The organism is Psychrobacter sp. SWN149, from assembly GCF_015864565.1.
In the GTDB taxonomy this organism is placed as follows: domain Bacteria; phylum Pseudomonadota; class Gammaproteobacteria; order Pseudomonadales; family Moraxellaceae; genus Psychrobacter.
Window position 1 is genome coordinate 105,627 of the sequence record NZ_JADYWX010000004.1, and the last position, 15,524, is coordinate 121,150.

The 15,524-nt window shown below is 44.2% G+C and carries 13 protein-coding genes and 1 pseudogene; 11 read left to right on the top strand and 3 right to left on the bottom strand.

Annotated features, from left to right (window positions below; translation table 11 throughout):
- Nucleotides 1–29: 29 nt before the first annotated feature.
- The gene (locus tag I6E86_RS07810) at nucleotides 30–434 is read right to left on the bottom strand and encodes a hypothetical protein (protein ID WP_227680595.1); all 405 of its coding nucleotides are present in this window, start codon (nucleotides 432–434) and stop codon (nucleotides 30–32) included.
- 513 nt (nucleotides 435–947) lie between these two features.
- Between I6E86_RS07810 and I6E86_RS07815 the strand changes: the two genes are divergently transcribed.
- The 5 genes and pseudogenes from I6E86_RS07815 to I6E86_RS07835 form a co-directional block, all read left to right on the top strand.
- Nucleotides 948–2,075, top strand: coding sequence for a sulfate ABC transporter substrate-binding protein (locus I6E86_RS07815; RefSeq protein ID WP_197176733.1), 1,128 nt, complete (start codon nucleotides 948–950; stop codon nucleotides 2,073–2,075).
- Nucleotides 2,076–2,343: 268 nt separating this feature from the next.
- Entirely contained in the window at nucleotides 2,344–3,435 is a 1,092-nt protein-coding gene (locus tag I6E86_RS07820) for a sulfate ABC transporter substrate-binding protein (RefSeq protein WP_197176741.1), read from the top strand.
- A gap of 264 nt (nucleotides 3,436–3,699) precedes the next feature.
- The gene (cysT, locus tag I6E86_RS07825) at nucleotides 3,700–4,584 is read left to right on the top strand and encodes a sulfate ABC transporter permease subunit CysT (protein WP_197176743.1); all 885 of its coding nucleotides are present in this window, start codon (nucleotides 3,700–3,702) and stop codon (nucleotides 4,582–4,584) included.
- A gap of 1 nt (nucleotide 4,585) precedes the next feature.
- On the top strand, nucleotides 4,586–5,524 hold the full coding sequence (gene cysW, locus I6E86_RS07830; RefSeq protein WP_194364358.1) for a sulfate ABC transporter permease subunit CysW: 939 nt from the start codon (nucleotides 4,586–4,588) through the stop codon (nucleotides 5,522–5,524).
- A 38-nt stretch (nucleotides 5,525–5,562) separates the two neighbouring features.
- Nucleotides 5,563–6,282 (top strand): annotated as a pseudogene (locus I6E86_RS07835) (sulfate/molybdate ABC transporter ATP-binding protein); the annotation flags it as partial.
- Nucleotides 6,283–6,445: 163 nt separating this feature from the next.
- Here the strand turns inward: I6E86_RS07835 and I6E86_RS07840 are convergent.
- Nucleotides 6,446–6,775 (bottom strand): ArsR/SmtB family transcription factor, encoded by a 330-nt coding sequence (locus tag I6E86_RS07840; RefSeq protein ID WP_197176745.1) that lies wholly within the window; start codon nucleotides 6,773–6,775, stop codon nucleotides 6,446–6,448.
- Between the two features lie 365 nt (nucleotides 6,776–7,140).
- Here I6E86_RS07840 and I6E86_RS07845 point away from each other — a divergent pair, with 365 nt between their 5' ends.
- The 3 genes from I6E86_RS07845 to bfr (I6E86_RS07855) all read left to right on the top strand — a co-directional run bounded on the left by I6E86_RS07845 (nucleotide 7,141) and on the right by bfr (I6E86_RS07855) (nucleotide 8,749).
- Entirely contained in the window at nucleotides 7,141–7,332 is a 192-nt protein-coding gene (locus I6E86_RS07845; protein ID WP_194364361.1) for a bacterioferritin-associated ferredoxin, read from the top strand.
- 380 nt (nucleotides 7,333–7,712) lie between these two features.
- The gene (bfr, locus tag I6E86_RS07850) at nucleotides 7,713–8,201 is read left to right on the top strand and encodes a bacterioferritin (RefSeq protein ID WP_197176754.1); all 489 of its coding nucleotides are present in this window, start codon (nucleotides 7,713–7,715) and stop codon (nucleotides 8,199–8,201) included.
- A gap of 65 nt (nucleotides 8,202–8,266) precedes the next feature.
- The gene (gene bfr, locus I6E86_RS07855) at nucleotides 8,267–8,749 is read left to right on the top strand and encodes a bacterioferritin (protein ID WP_197176764.1); all 483 of its coding nucleotides are present in this window, start codon (nucleotides 8,267–8,269) and stop codon (nucleotides 8,747–8,749) included.
- Between the two features lie 120 nt (nucleotides 8,750–8,869).
- On the opposite strand, the gene I6E86_RS07860 is transcribed toward bfr (I6E86_RS07855), so the two are convergent.
- Nucleotides 8,870–10,246 carry a DHA2 family efflux MFS transporter permease subunit gene (locus I6E86_RS07860; RefSeq protein ID WP_197176770.1) on the bottom strand — a complete coding sequence of 459 codons (1,377 nt, stop codon included), beginning with the start codon at nucleotides 10,244–10,246 and terminating at the stop codon, nucleotides 8,870–8,872.
- 458 nt (nucleotides 10,247–10,704) lie between these two features.
- Between I6E86_RS07860 and yghU the strand changes: the two genes are divergently transcribed.
- The 3 genes from yghU to I6E86_RS07875 all read left to right on the top strand — a co-directional run bounded on the left by yghU (nucleotide 10,705) and on the right by I6E86_RS07875 (nucleotide 15,346).
- A complete protein-coding gene (yghU, locus tag I6E86_RS07865) occupies nucleotides 10,705–11,535 on the top strand; it encodes a glutathione-dependent disulfide-bond oxidoreductase (protein WP_197176776.1) in 831 nt (276 codons plus the stop codon).
- Between the two features lie 254 nt (nucleotides 11,536–11,789).
- Nucleotides 11,790–13,052, top strand: a complete 1,263-nt coding sequence (locus I6E86_RS07870; protein WP_197176778.1) for a DUF1176 domain-containing protein — start codon at nucleotides 11,790–11,792, stop codon at nucleotides 13,050–13,052.
- Between the two features lie 632 nt (nucleotides 13,053–13,684).
- Nucleotides 13,685–15,346 carry a DEAD/DEAH box helicase gene (locus I6E86_RS07875; RefSeq protein ID WP_197176780.1) on the top strand — a complete coding sequence of 554 codons (1,662 nt, stop codon included), beginning with the start codon at nucleotides 13,685–13,687 and terminating at the stop codon, nucleotides 15,344–15,346.
- The last annotated feature ends 178 nt before the right edge of the window (nucleotides 15,347–15,524 follow it).

Here is a 15,524-nt window from a genome sequence, read left to right on the forward strand (position 1 = left end):
CACGCCCTAACACATGCTAGCGCTACCTATTAAATCTCTAAACTTGCTGCCAGCTTCTTATATTCTCCAGCAAGCGAGCCACCACCTGAGCAAAAATAGTTCAGTGCATATTTGTCTGGACTGTCGATGATAAGCTTGTCGTCTTTAAATTGAAAAAAGGCGGTGCTGTCATTTACCGTTGCCTGAAAAATCGTACCGTGAGCGGTATCTTGCCCCATGAGTGTCGCCTTACCATCGAAATGACAAGTAGGTTTTTTGATATCACTGCGTGAGCGAACTTTAATGTCAATCTGTCGTTCACTCTCTACTCGTACTATCACGCCAACCCAATCATAGCCTTGCGCACGTTTGTCGTAGTCGGTAGTAGCGTAATCCGCTGAAACCGTATCTGCTGAGACATTGTCACCCAAGATATTACTTTGAATAGCTGGCAAAGTAGATGTTGTCCTAGTGACCGATTTGATAATGCTGTGGCTATCGCTATTCACAGTGGGCGACACACTATTACAGCCTGTTAAAGCTGCTAGGGTAGAGGTCGTTATTATCAGCCTTACAATAGAACGAAATTGAGGGTACGAACGAATCATATAAGGGCCTTTGGTCAAGTAGGAAGGTAAGGTTTGCATAGTATTAGGATGATGAAAGTATCATTGATAGAGCAAATTTTATAACGTACAAATAATGGTACAGCCTACCCAAATCATAGTCTACTTAATAAACCTGCCAGCAGTTATTTACCTCCTTTTATGCTTGATGCTGCAAAACGATTGCTAGCCCCACTTATGCCAACTTCACTAGTCGATAAGCTAATTCGTCACTAAGCGTTTGCTATTTATGCTGCTAGCATAGCTTTCATCATCCCGACAACCGAACTCAAAAGATTGTAGGCCCTGTGATGATGGTCAAGATTTTGACAAAACGCTTCTACCACTTTTATCGAGAGCATCATGCAAAAAAAACTCCAACAAATCAGCATTGCTAGCATTCAATCAACTAATAATAAGCTTGTAAAAGCGCGTGTACTTGCCACCAGCGGTATGCTTGCAGCAGCGATAATGATGATAGGCTGCAGTCCAACAGAAGCGACGCAAGATGACGCGGCAAATAATGCCAGTGGCGAGACGCAGGATATCGATCTGCTCAACGTTTCCTATGATGTGTCTCGCGATTTTTATAAAGACTACAACACTTTATTCAGCACCGACTATCAAAAATCTCATCCAAATAGCAAAATAAATATCAATCAGTCGCATGGCGGCTCTAGTAAGCAGGCGCTCTCTGTCGCCAACGGTTTGCAAGCGGATGTGGTGACCTTTAACCAAGAGAGTGATATGAATCTGTTGGTGGAGAAAGGTTTGGTCGCTGCTGACTGGCAGCAAGCACTCCCAAATAATGCGGTGCCGTATACCAGCACTATGGTACTACTGGTCCGCGCTGGCAATCCAAAAAATATCAAAGACTGGTCAGATTTGGCACGTAATGATATCGATGTGGTCATCCCGAACCCTAAAACCAGTGGTACAGCGCGTTATGCCTTCTTAGGTGCCTATGGTTATGGCTTGCACCAATTCAAAGAAAACAGTAATGAAAGCCCTGTAAAAACCAATGATTTTATCAAAAAGCTGCTGGCCAACGTCGTCACTTATGACAATGGTGCACGCGCTGCAACGACCAGCTTTACTCAGCGTGGTTTGGGTGACGTGCTTATTACCACTGAAAACGAAGCACATTTGGCTGCACAGCAATTTGCAAAGGGTAAAGTCGACATCGTATACCCGAGCTATTCGATTGTGATTGTCAACCCAGTGGCAGTCGTAACGGCAGTGACTGAAAAATCTGGTAAGACGGAAGCGGCTGGTACTTATCTAAAAGGCTTATGGGATAAGCCTGCTCAAGAGCTCATGGCAAAAATGTACATGCGTCCGAGTGATGAGCAAATCCTAGCTGCTCACAAAGATACTTTGCCTGATATTGAAACGTTTGAACCTGTGGCTGTCTTTGGCTCGTGGGCAGAGATTATGGATGCCTTTTTTGTAGATGGCGGCCGTTTCGATCAGTTGGCAATTGCTAAGTAGCCGTTGGTTTCTGGTTTATAGAACTATCTATCTTAGCTGTTATCAGTGAGTGATGTATAAGATAGATAGGACTCATGCCAGCATTAACGTCACCAACGAGTAAACCGTCAGTTATAGATATAGCTTATTTTAATAACTTATTGATGTATCTGGTTTTGTTTTCTGGTTATTCCCTTTTGGCAATAACATACGCATATTCATCATTAAACATAATAAGATGGCGCTGTTAGCATACTTGCATTACACAACAGACATCTTTGAGGTATTTATGACAGACGTAGCTCGTTATCAGCAGAAAAGCAAAACCTTCAGTGCTTTGAGTATCGCTGGCGTTGCTTTGACATTGGGTCTTGCTGGTTGTAGCAACAGTGAAACGACCGATGCCGCAGCCGACGGTTCAGCGACGACAGAAGGTCAAAGCATTGAGCTGCTTAATGTCTCTTATGATGTGGCACGTGACTTTTATAAAGACTACAACCCTCTGTTTGTGGAGCATTATAAAGCGGAACACCCAAGCAGCGATATCCTAATCAAGCAGTCGCATGGCGGCTCTAGTAAACAAGCACTGTCTGTGGCCAATGGTCTACAAGCGGATGTTGCCACCATGAACCAAGGCTCTGATATCGAGCTGCTTGAGAAAAAAGGCTTGGTTGAGTCGGATTGGGAAAGCAAATTCCCAGACAATGCCGTGCCGTTTACCAGCACGATTGTATTTTTGGTACGTAAAGACAATCCAAAAAATATCAAAGACTGGGAAGACTTGACCAAAGACGGTGTTGAGATTGTCATGGCCAATCCGAAGGTGACGGGTAACGGTCGCTATGCCTTCTTAGGTGCTTATGGTTATGGTCTGCATGCTTTTAATAAAGAAGAAGGCGCTGCTAAGAACTATGTCAAAGACATGCTAAAAAATGTCAAAGTCTATGAAAACGGTGGACGTGCCGCGACGACGACTTTTGTACAGCGCGGTATTGGTGATGTCTTGGTCACTTTTGAAAACGAAGCCAACCTAGCAGCGACTGATTTTGGCGCTGGTCAAGTAGACATCGTTTATCCAAAATACTCGATAAAATCAGAAAGCCCTGTGGCTATTGTGAAGACCGTAACAGATAAAAAAGGCACCACAGATGCTGCCAAAGCGTATCTTGATTACTTATGGAGTGAGCCTGCTCAGCAACTAGCCGCCGATCTATATCTGCGTCCTAGCGTTAAAAGCGTTCTTGATAAAAACGGTGACAAATTACCGCCAATTGAGACGTTCCGCCCGAACGATGCTTTTGGTACATGGGATGAGATCATGAGCACTTACTTCAGTGATGGCGGTGTGTTTGACCAATTAGCGATTAATGCTCCTCAGTAGTTACTAACCAATTACTTAGAGCAGCTACTGCGCTAACTACTGAAACTGGTTAATGCTTAACGCAGTCAGTCATGAAGCACCCCATAAAGGACATGGTCGTACGCACTATGTCCTTTATATTATAAGCCGACCAATAATAATTTTAATAATAAAATCAATAACGAATTTAACCATAGTCTTACGGTGAGGGTCCTACGGTGAGTATCCTCGCTAAGTACTTACGTAAAGCACCTACGTACCATCAGTTAGGCAATAGGAATCACTATGAGCGCAACACCTTCTTCTGCCAATAAACCTGCCCATAAAAAAGGCTGGTTGACACGTTTGCGTCAGCGCAATGTGTTACCAGGTTTTGGTCTGAGCATGGGTATTACCGTCTTTAGCTTATCGTTATTGGTGGTATTGCCATTTGCGATGATGGCCTACACCACAACCCAAATGGGCTGGACGGGCTTTTGGGAGACGATTACCCAGCCACAAGTCACTGCCGCCATCAAGCTGAGTTTATGGATGTCGTTTTTGGCGATGCTCACCAACATGGTATTTGGTACATTGGTGGCGTGGGTGCTTGTGCGCTATGAGTTTTGGGGTAAGTCCCTGATCAATGCCTTGGTTGACTTGCCATTTGCGTTGCCAACTGCTGTCACGGGTATTTCACTTGCAACGCTCTATGCACCCAATGGATTGATAGGGCAGTGGTTTGCCAAGTTCGATATTCAGGTGGCCTTTACGCCGATAGGTATTTGGCTGGCACTGGTTGTGGTCAGTTTCCCCTTTATCGTTCGTGCTGTGCAGCCAGTACTTGCTGAGCTGTCCGTTGAGTTTGAAGAAGCCGCTGCAGTATTGGGCGCCAATCGTTTGACGACTTTTCGTAAAGTGATTTTGCCGGAGTTATTACCTGCTTTGCTAATGGGTGCAGGTATGATGTTTGCCCGTGCCACTGGCGAGTATGGCTCAGTTATCTTTATCGCAGGTAACATTCCGATGCAGTCTGAGATTTTGCCACTGATTATTATCAGTAAGCTTGAGCAATTTGATATTCAGGGTGCTTCTGCGGTTGCATTATTTATGCTACTCATCTCATTTGTGATTTTGTTGACCATTAATATCATGCAGTGGAAACTGTCGCGCCGCGTAGGAGCTCGCTAATATGCAAATATCTAATAGCTACGACTACCAAAGCAACGCAGCGACCAAAGACACGCCATGGATACGTCGCACCTTTATCGGCATCGCTGTGCTGTTTATGATCGTCATGTTGGTTGTACCCTTATTGGCGGTGTTCTACGAGGCGTTTAAAAATGGTTGGCAGCTGTATCTCGCTTCATTGGTCGACCCTGAGGCGCTGCAAGCCATTAAACTGACATTAATCACAGCAGCGGTCGTCCTACCTATTAACATGGTGATGGGTATTGCCATTGCTTGGTTGGTCACGCGCTACCAGTTTAAGGGTAAGCAGTTGGTCACCACTTTGCTTGATTTGCCATTCTCAGTATCACCTGTTGTCGCAGGTCTGATGTTTGTGTTGTTATTTGGGCTGAACTCTACCATGGGTGGCTGGCTTGAGAGCATGGGTTTCCAAGTGATTTATGCCGTTCCTGGTATTATTTTGGCGACCTTATTTGTGACGTTCCCATTTGTCGCGCGTGAGCTGATACCCTTGATGCAGACGCAGGGCGACTCTGAGGAGCAAGCAGCACTGACTTTGGGCGCAAGTGGCTGGCAGACTTTTTGGCATGTGACACTGCCTAATATCAAATGGGCGCTGCTATACGGTTTGATTTTAACCAATGCCCGCGCCATGGGTGAGTTTGGTGCGGTTAGTGTGGTGTCCGGTCATATTCGCGGTGAGACCAACACGATGCCGCTACTGGTTGAGATTGCCTATAACGATTATAACTTTACCGCTGCATTTGCTTTATCGAGTATATTGGCTGCACTAGCTCTAGTAACGCTACTGATTCAGCAAGTCATGACCAAGATGCAAGAGCGTAAGTTTGCCAAGTCAGAACGACTGGCGGCGGCGCCTGAGCTACCAGTGAGTGCGAATGCTACGGTTGCTACGACTAAAAATAGCAGTGATAAATAAGTCACGATACGACAAAAGATATAATAAGAGATACTATTATGAGCATTGAGATTCGCAACGTTAATAAGAAATTTGGTCAATTTACTGCGTTAGATAATATCAATATTACCGTACCGACTGGTAAACTGACCACACTGCTGGGCCCATCTGGCTGCGGCAAGACCACGCTGCTACGTATCATTGCAGGTTTGGAATACGCCGATTCTGGGCAGGTATTATTTGATGAGCTGGATGTGACCAACACGCCTGTGCAAAAGCGCCATATCGGCTTTATGTTTCAGCATTATGCGCTGTTCCGTCATAAGAATATCGCAGACAACGTCGCTTTTGGACTGACCTTACTGCCAAAAAAAGACCGACCGAGTAAGGCTGATATCGATAAGCGCGTGGCAGAGCTGTTAGAGCTCGTACAGCTGCCACAAGTGGCCAATGCTTATCCGCATCAGCTCTCTGGTGGTCAGCGTCAGCGGATTGCGCTGGCAAGGGCACTTGCAGTCAAACCCAAGCTACTACTGTTAGATGAGCCATTTGGTGCGCTAGACGCCAAAGTACGTAAAGAGCTGCGTACGTGGCTAAAGAACATCCATCATGAGCTGGGTATCACGAGCATCATGGTAACGCATGACCAAGAAGAGGCGCGCGCTGTCTCTGATGAGATCGTTGTGATGAATCAAGGGCGAGTGGAGCAAGTAGGCACCTCAGAGGAACTGATACATCAGCCAGCCAGCGCTTTCATCAGCGACTTCCTAGATTTGGCATAGCTAACACAGTTGGTATAACCATCATAATTGCTGCAAAAGTTATAGAGAATATAATAAACAATAAAAAAGACCTACTTGCTATAGTAGGTCTTTTTGGTTTGAGGGGTTGTCTTAGAGGCCATCAAGAAATTTGAGTAGATAGTGGGACAGACCGCTGTATCTAAGCAATATCTGATATCTCTAGACCTGTCGCTCTTGGAGAGATTTGCTCGTAGGTGATTTCTAGAATGTCTTGACACCAGTCTGGCAAGTCGTCAGCCACTTCATACCACATCCAAGTACCATCACGAACACAGCTCAAAATACCCAATTTTTTTAAGTGATTCAAATGACGAGAGATGGTTGGTTGTGGTTGATCAAGCATATCTACCAGATCGCCCACACAGCGTGCTTCTTTTTTAAAAAGAATTTGAAATATTTTCAGGCGTGTCGGATCAGATAAGACTTTAAACAAATCAATAGGTCGTATCGTAAAATTATTATCAGACATAGGATGATTCCAATAGGGCTTCGTTAGTAGGGGTTCAATATAACAGCAGTTATCCTCAAAATCGATTAAAAAATAAGCAAAATTACAGTTCATCGTTAATTTACTACCTTTCACAATATCCTGTTACATGCATACTTATATCCGCTTACATAGATGGACTACTTGCTACAAAGATAATAATTTTTCATGAGCAATAAATATATCAAATGTTATTGAAAATGATAATAATTATCGTTATTATACTGCAAGTAGTAAGCATGACATGAGCGTTAAAGAATAATTTTCTATCCGTCCCTCATGCATGATGCAAATATATAAGCCGTATAAGGCAGTTATCGAGTAGTGATAGTCACAGGAGCCAATTCATGTACGTATGTATCTGTAATAACGTAAAAGAAAAGCAAATCAAGGCAGCCATTGCCTCAGGTGTCGATACGCTTGATGGGCTAAAAGATACCTTAGATGTGGCAACCTGCTGTGGCTGTTGTGAGCCAATGGTTAATGATTATCTGGACGAGCATCACGCCAAACTTGATGTATTGGCTTATGCTGTCTAATGATATGTACACCTGATACGCTCAACGTTCATCAGAAATATATTCAATATTTTGCATTTAATCTTTATTCATTATACATAATGGGCTGTTAGCAGGCGTCCATATAACCGCACTCATACCCCAGCCTTATCTATCATTGAGCATCATTGCTGTTAACCTTAGGGATTAACTGTATCTAATTACGATTCTCAACTAGCATCTTATTCTTAGTTAATAACGTTACATCCCCTAAAGCCTGCATATGCTACTATATCTGTCTAAGAATATAGGGCTTTTTATTGACTCTGATCCTAACTGATCAGTCTAATGATTGAGCTGGCGTTATATTTTTAATTGTGGATATACAATGGTTTGTGAGAATAAATAGAGGAGCATACATAATGATAGGCAGCCAAAAAGTTATCGATTATTTGAATTTTTTGTTAGGCGGTGAGCTGGCCGCTCGCGATCAGTACTTTATTCACTCAGAGATGTATGCTGAATGGCACTATGGCAAACTCTATGATCGCATTCACCATGAAATGGCAGATGAAACCCTACATGCACAGGATATTATCCGTCGTATTTTGATGCTGAGCGGTACGCCAAAAATGACGGTCGATGCCATTAATATCGGTGCAACTGTACCTGAGATGTTGCAATATGACCTTGATCTAGAGTATCAAGTACAAAAGCATCTAAAAGATGGTATTGCACTTTGTGAAGCAGAACACGACTATGTCACACGTGAGATGCTGGTCGCACAGCTAAAAGACACGGAAGAAGATCATGCGCATTGGCTTGAGCAACAGCTGCGCTTGATTGATATGATTGGCCTGCCCAATTATCTACAAAGCCAAATGGCTGAAGTCACTCCTAATCTCATCTAACATCATGCTAGATAGGTAGATGAATAATGTTTCGCTTATATAATAAATGAATAGGGAGAGAGATAATGACAGGGGATAAAGAGGTCATTCGCGCGTTAAATAAAGTACTTGGTCAGTCATTGATTGCGATTAATCAGTACTTTTTGCATGCCCGCATTGCACGTCATTGGGGACTAGAAGCACTCAATGAAAGTTTTTATAAACAGTCCATTGCTGAAATGAAATGGTCTGATGATTTGATTGCACGTATTTTATTGCTAGGCGGTTTACCGAATTTGCAAGATTATGGCAAGATGTTCATCGCTGAAGATGTGCCTGAAATGATGGACTGTAATTTACGTCTAGAGAAGCAGAAATTCTCGATCATCACTGATGCCATCACGCTATGTGAGACCAAATCTGACTATGTATCTCGTCAGCTATTGGTTATCTTAAAAGATGGCAACGAAGAGTATCAGGATTGGTTAGAGACACAAGAAGACTTGATCGAAAGCATTGGTGTAGAACGCTACATCCAATCGCAAATGAGCGATGATGACGCGCCATAAGATGATGTGATAGATAAAGAAATCATATTTTCTAAACTTGCCAGCCTATGATTGGTCACAAACCAAAACATACGCTGGCATTTTTATGTCTGAAATTCGACAGACTCTATTCGGTACACTCTAGTATAAACCGCGCCCATCTTCAGGTTTTAAGCGCAAGAAGTATAGCCCGGAAAGAATCGTCAATATCCCCAATATCCAGTAAGTAGTTTGAAACGCCGCTAGGGTATCCATTTGCAAGCGTTCACGCAGTATATTCAATACAGCTGCGCCAAACGCAATACCAAAGCTAATGGCCAACTGCTGATTGACGGCCATTAAGCTATTACCACTACTGGTTTGTGCGCCTTGCAGATCACCGATGGTAATGGTGTTCATCGCGCTGAACTGCATTGAGTTGCAAGCGCCCATGATGGTCAAGATAGGGATAAACCAGAGCCACTGTGAGGCATCGTTGAAATGCGCTAGCACAATAATGAGCGAACCCATAAACAACGTGTTATAGACCAACACTTTACGGTAGCTGAATCGCTGAATGATTTTACTGACCCAAGGTTTGATACCGATAGCACCCACGGCAATAGGGGCAAGCAACCAGCCTGCCTGCGACGGTGAGTATTCGAACACCACTTGTAGCAGCAAAGGCAATAGAAATGGTACGGCGCTGATGCCAAGGCGAGTGAATAGGTTGCCTGTGATACCCACTTTAAAGGTGCGAATATCAAATAAACTCAGTGGAAACAAGGGGTCTGCTCGTCGCTTGGCATGCCAGACATACGCACCAATAAATAGACTGGCAGCCAACCCAAACAGTAGACCGTAAAGACCACGGCCTGCGTGTGAGCCAAATTCGACAGCGAGCGTAAACCCGCACGCCGCAGCGGCAAACAACATAAATCCTGTCCAATCAAGACGCTTAGTATCCTCAAATAAAGCGGGCACCAGCTTTTTGCCCATGATAAATCCGGCCACACCCATCGGTATGTTGATCAAAAATATCCAGTGCCAACTGGCGTACTGCACGATATAGCCACCCAGTACGGGTCCTACTAAGGGCGCTACCAATGCCGGTATGACAGCAAAGTTCATCACAGTCAGGAGCTTGTTGCGCGGGTAGGATTTGACCAGTATCAGCCGTGCCACAGGCGTCATCATTGCACCGCCAATGCCCTGTACCACACGTGAACCAACCAAAAAGTCTAGGGTGGGTGACGCCGCACACAGCAGTGAGCCAATACAAAATATGATAATCGCTGATAAGAACACTCGGCGGGTGCCATACTTATCGGCCAAAAACCCACTGATCGGAATGAAGATAGCCAAGGTCAGGGCGTAACTGATAACGGCCCACTGCATCTTTAGCGGTGATTCGCCTAGTGCCTGTGCCATTTGCGGTAACGAGGTGTTTAAAATAGTGGCGTCTAAGATTTGCATAAACAGCGCCACCGCCAGTACATAAGGTAGGTATTTATCTTGAGTCGGGGTGAGCGTTACCATGTCAGTCCCATTGAACGTCTGTTTATGAGGTAGGAAAATAGCGGATTTGCGAGCAGATCGCTATGCAAGTGGAGTAGTATAAGAAAGCCTGAATCATAATAAAAGTGACTCAAGGTAACGAAGCAGAAAGTGGCCAAGTAGGTAGTGACTAAGTAGACAGTAGCTAAGCAGAAAATGACTAACTGGAGAGTAACCAACCTAAAAATAAAAAGGTAAGTTACTCAGCGGTAATGCTTTATTTATCCATTTTACTTTAGCCCTTGAGTTCTTAAGTCTTTGAGCAGTAGAAATGCAACATTGATTACAAGAGAGGGCTTTAATGTCGTTGTGCGTTCTCGGTATAGTAAAGCCTTGTCAGCAATTGATATATAGTTGATTCAGTATCAGTACTTGAAGCAACTTCCTTTGAATAAATAGTATCTAAAATAGACCTAAAAAACAGACATCAAGGACAATTTATGAGTAATGAACCAACCAACAGTACACAAAATGATAAATACGTACCGCCAAAAGTTTGGGTACAAGACAAAGAGAGCGGTGGTAAGTTTGCCAGTATTAATAGCCCTACATCAGGTGCGCGCTACGATAAAGAGCTACCAGTGGGGGATGCGCCGCTACAATTATATTCGCTCAATACCCCAAATGGCGTCAAAGTAAACATATTACTAGAAGAATTAGCAGAAATTGGTATCAGCGATGCGGCATACGATGCCTACAAAATCGACATCTCTCAAGGTGAGCAGTTTGGTTCAGGCTTTGTGGCAATCAATCCCAACTCAAAAATTCCCGCCTTGGTCGATCATTCTGCTGGCGAGCCGATCGCGCTTTTTGAGTCGGGGGCAATCCTGATGTATCTGGCAGAGAAATTCGATAAATTTTTGCCATTGGCCACAGGTAAAGCGCGAGCAGACTGTCTGTCTTGGATCATGTGGCAAATGGGTAGCGCGCCTTTCCTAGGTGGCGGCTTTGGACATTTTTATGCCTATGCACCTGAGCCACTAGAGTACCCAATTAACCGCTATACGATGGAAACCAAACGTCAGCTTGACGTATTAGACACGCATCTAAAAGACCATACCTATCTGTGTGGTAATGACGAGAGTGACTACAACATCGCAGATATGATTGTTTGGTCATGGTACGGGCAGCTGGCACTGGGCAAACTCTATGATGCGGCAGAATTTTTACAGGTAGAAGATTATAAACATTTGCAGCGCTGGGCTAAGCGTATCGCTGAGCGTCCAGCTGTGAAACGTGCAGTGGAGCTAGAGTTAAAGCCTATCAACTAAAACGAACACGCACTAACTCTAGACATAACAGCGAAGTTTAAACATAGAGGCTGATAAGTAAATAACTTATCAGCCTCTTTATATATTCAAAAATATGAATATATTGCTCTCAAGCTTTCTTTTGCCTTTACACAATGATACATTAGTACAACAGATAGAAACACTGGTGCGTTAAGATAGGGACGACCGCCATTGTAGATAGGTTTTTATACTTCTTCTATTGATGAGTAATAATTATGAAGCACAATAGCTATATGAAACATACCTCACAATGTATAGACGCAGAATGCACAGGCACAGATAGCCTGAGCGTCGACGAGATAGGTATTGAGCACCATATCAACAATATTAGATCTGACAATGATCTTAACCGAGTAGGTAGCGACAAACATTTGAAGACTCAGCCTAAAAAAACAAAAATAGCGACTTTTTTAAAGAAAAGAAATAAAAAGTTATTACCTATCTTCGCTGCTGTCGGTGCTAGCCTACTTAGTACAGTAAGTATGGCACACGCATCAACTGAGTTGACCAATCAAGATTGGCAAGTGGCTTGTGATAACACCCGTACTTGCCGATTGGCAGGGTATCAAGCAGAAAACAACAGTGAGTTTCCGGTCTCGGTCTTACTGGTGCGCCGCGCTGGTGCAAATGCGGTTGTAGAGGGTAAGATAAAGCTTGGCGGTGCCAAAGACAGCTCCTCTAAAGCACTGTTACAATTGGGCAGTCGCCACCGAATATCGCTTATGATCAATGACAAAGATTATGGTGAGACCAAACCGTTTTCAGCAGCTGCAGGCCATGCTGACTTGACCCAGACGCAGGTAGCAGCGCTGCTAGAGGCATTGACTAAGTCTAGCAAAATCACGCTATCATTACGCAATTCGCGCTGGCAACTATCCGACAAAGGCGCGAGTGCCGTCATGCTAAAAGCTGATGAGTTTCAAGGACGCATAGGGACATCAAGCGCATTTATTAATAGTGACAATATCATTAAGTCTAATGACAGCGTATTACCACCAAAATCTGCCCCTGTACTGCGTTATGTGATTCCTAACGGCAAAGCTGACAATGGCGGTGACAAGAAATTTGCCATGAAGTCTTCTCAGTTGGCATCATTAATGAGAGGCACAATGAAAGATGCTGATACTGACTGTCCAAACTTGTCAGACAAATCACCTTGGCGTATCAATCGTTTAAATAGCTCACAGGTATTAGTACAGCATGAGTGCTGGACAGGCGCCTATAATGCAGGCACCGGCGTTTGGGTACTCAATGACAGTAAGCCTTATAAGCCAACACTGGTAACGACCAGTGCCACAGGCTATGACAAAGGGAAGATCGCTTCTGTACAAAAAGGTCGCGGTATTGGCGACTGTGTGTCCAAGGTCGATTGGCTATGGACCGGCCGTGCGTTTGAAAAGAGTCATGAAAGCAGCACTGGTCTGTGCCGTTTAATTGAAATTGGCGGCGCATGGCAGCTGCCAACCTACGTCACTGAGATCAAGACAGGGCGTTAGTAGCATAGATAGTAGGGACATAGAAGTTAGTAACATAGTCGGTCCATACGTCACTAGTAGACTGCTTGCTATTTTGATAATTGAATCAATGTATAATGAATAGCTATCAGTAATAATGGTCTTATTTACCCAGTAGTTAAAGAAATAGCTACACATAACGTTTTATTGTGATATACTGCGTCGCCACGTTAGCTTAGCTTTCGTGAATTATGAGATTGATAACATCGCCTGCGATTTTGGGTCTAGGATGACCATAAGTAATTGTTGCCGATGATTTTGTGTACTTAAATAACCTTTTATAAAAATATCCGTTATTTTTGACTCATATCTTATCTACTGGCCTATCAATAGGGTCTAGATTGGTTGTTGTTTGCCTTTATCTGCTTTGGACAAAGCATTGATAACGCGCTTATGTCAAGCAAGGATAAGACACTCGGCACTACCACCAAAATACGTCAGACAGCACGAACGCATTTATTATAGAGATTCTGAGCTTTATTGGCTTAGCTTCTGGTTATCGACACTTTTTGTGGTTCGATGATTCTTTGATAAAAGCAGCGTGGTGAACGGTTATCAGTGGTATGCATCAAGTTTGCTGAATTTACAGCAACTTATACTTACCAAGGATTCCTATGACTGACATCTTATCTGCAATTGCCGCTGAAAACGGTATCATCGAAAGCACTGACACCCCAAACACTAATACTCAAGCGGCTGCTACTGACGCTGTTGATGAAAACCAAGTTACTTTTACTGATCTTGGCATCGCTAAACCTATTCTAACTGCACTTGATCGCAGTGGTTATACCAACCCAACGCCTATCCAAGCACAAGCCATTCCTTTTGCTCTAGCAGGTCGTGACCTTTTATTGTCAGCGCAAACGGGTAGTGGTAAAACAGCTGCATTCGTTATCCCTGTTCTTGACCGTTTGAGCCGTGCTACTAGCTTTGACAAACTAACCAAAGCACTTATCCTAACGCCAACGCGTGAACTTGCTCAGCAAGTACATGATAGCGTACGTACGTACTCTAAAGACATGCGCGGTTTGTTCTGTGTGCCACTAGTTGGCGGCGCACCATACAACGGTCAGATCACTGCTCTGAAAAAAGGCGTTCAAGTTATCGTTGCGACCCCTGGTCGTCTACTTGACCATATCAATGCAGGCCGCGTTGACTTGTCAAACCTAGAAGTATTGGTACTTGACGAAGCTGACCGTATGCTAGACATGGGTTTTGCTGATGACATCAGTGACATCTTGCGTGCTGCTCCTACTGATCGTCAAACCATCATGTGTTCAGCAACTTGGGATGGCCCAGTAGGTAAAATCGCTGCCAGCTTCACTAAGAACCCTGAGCGTGTATCTATCAAAGTAGAATCTGCACACATCGAAGAAAAAGTGTACTACTGTGATGATTTCGAACATAAGAACCGTTTACTTGACAAAATCGTTTGCCAGCAAGATATGGAACAGATCATTATCTTTGCTGCCACCAAACGTAGCACTGAAAAACTGGCCAAACAGCTACAAGAAGCGGGGCATAAAGCCAGCTTCCTACATGGTGATTTGCCACAAAGCAAGCGTAACCGTATCGTTCAAGACTTGCGTAATGGCAAAGTAAAAATCCTAGTAGCGACTGACGTTGCTGCTCGTGGTCTAGATATCCCAGCTATCTCGCACGTAATCAACTATGATTTACCGCGTCAAACTGAAGATTACGTCCATCGTATCGGTCGTTGTGGTCGTGCTGGTCGTACTGGTGTGGCTATCAGCCTATGTAGCATGGATGATCGTCCACAGCTAAACGCCATCAACCGTTATTTAGATCGTAAAATGGAAGTATGTATCATCGAAGGTATGGAACCTAAGAAGACTTACGTACCTAGCGAAAACAAAGGTAATGGTCGTGGCCGTGGTCGTGGTCGCTCTAATGGCGGTGGTAATGGTCAAGGCCGTGGTCGCTCAAGCGGTGGCTATCAAGGTAACCCTGCTAATGCTCGCGGTCGCTCAAGTGACAGCAGCGCAGCAACTGGTCAACGTGCTAGCAATGACAGCGGTTATCAAGGTAAGCCACGTGACACGTCAGGCAAACCAAATGAGCGTTCAGGTGGCAAGCCTTATCAAGGTAAGCGCACTGGTGGCCCAAGCCGTGGCGATAGCACTGGCGTTCCACGTGGTGAGCGTGCTGCAACTGGTCGCGGTCGTCCAAGCGGCAGCCAAGGTCGTCCAGCTGGTCGTTCTGACAGCCGTGGCCAAGGTCGTCCAAACGGCGGCAACCGTGGTAACAACTCGTAATACCGCTATCGTTAATGATTGATAGAGGGTGAAACAACCGGCTATCAATCATATGACTTAGCATCAAAAAGCCAGATACTTGTTATCTGGCTTTTTTGCGTTTGATAATTCTGTATTTATCCTTGTATGAGTTTTTTGGCTTGTCTATACTGAGTCACTTTTGCCCATTGTATCTCTC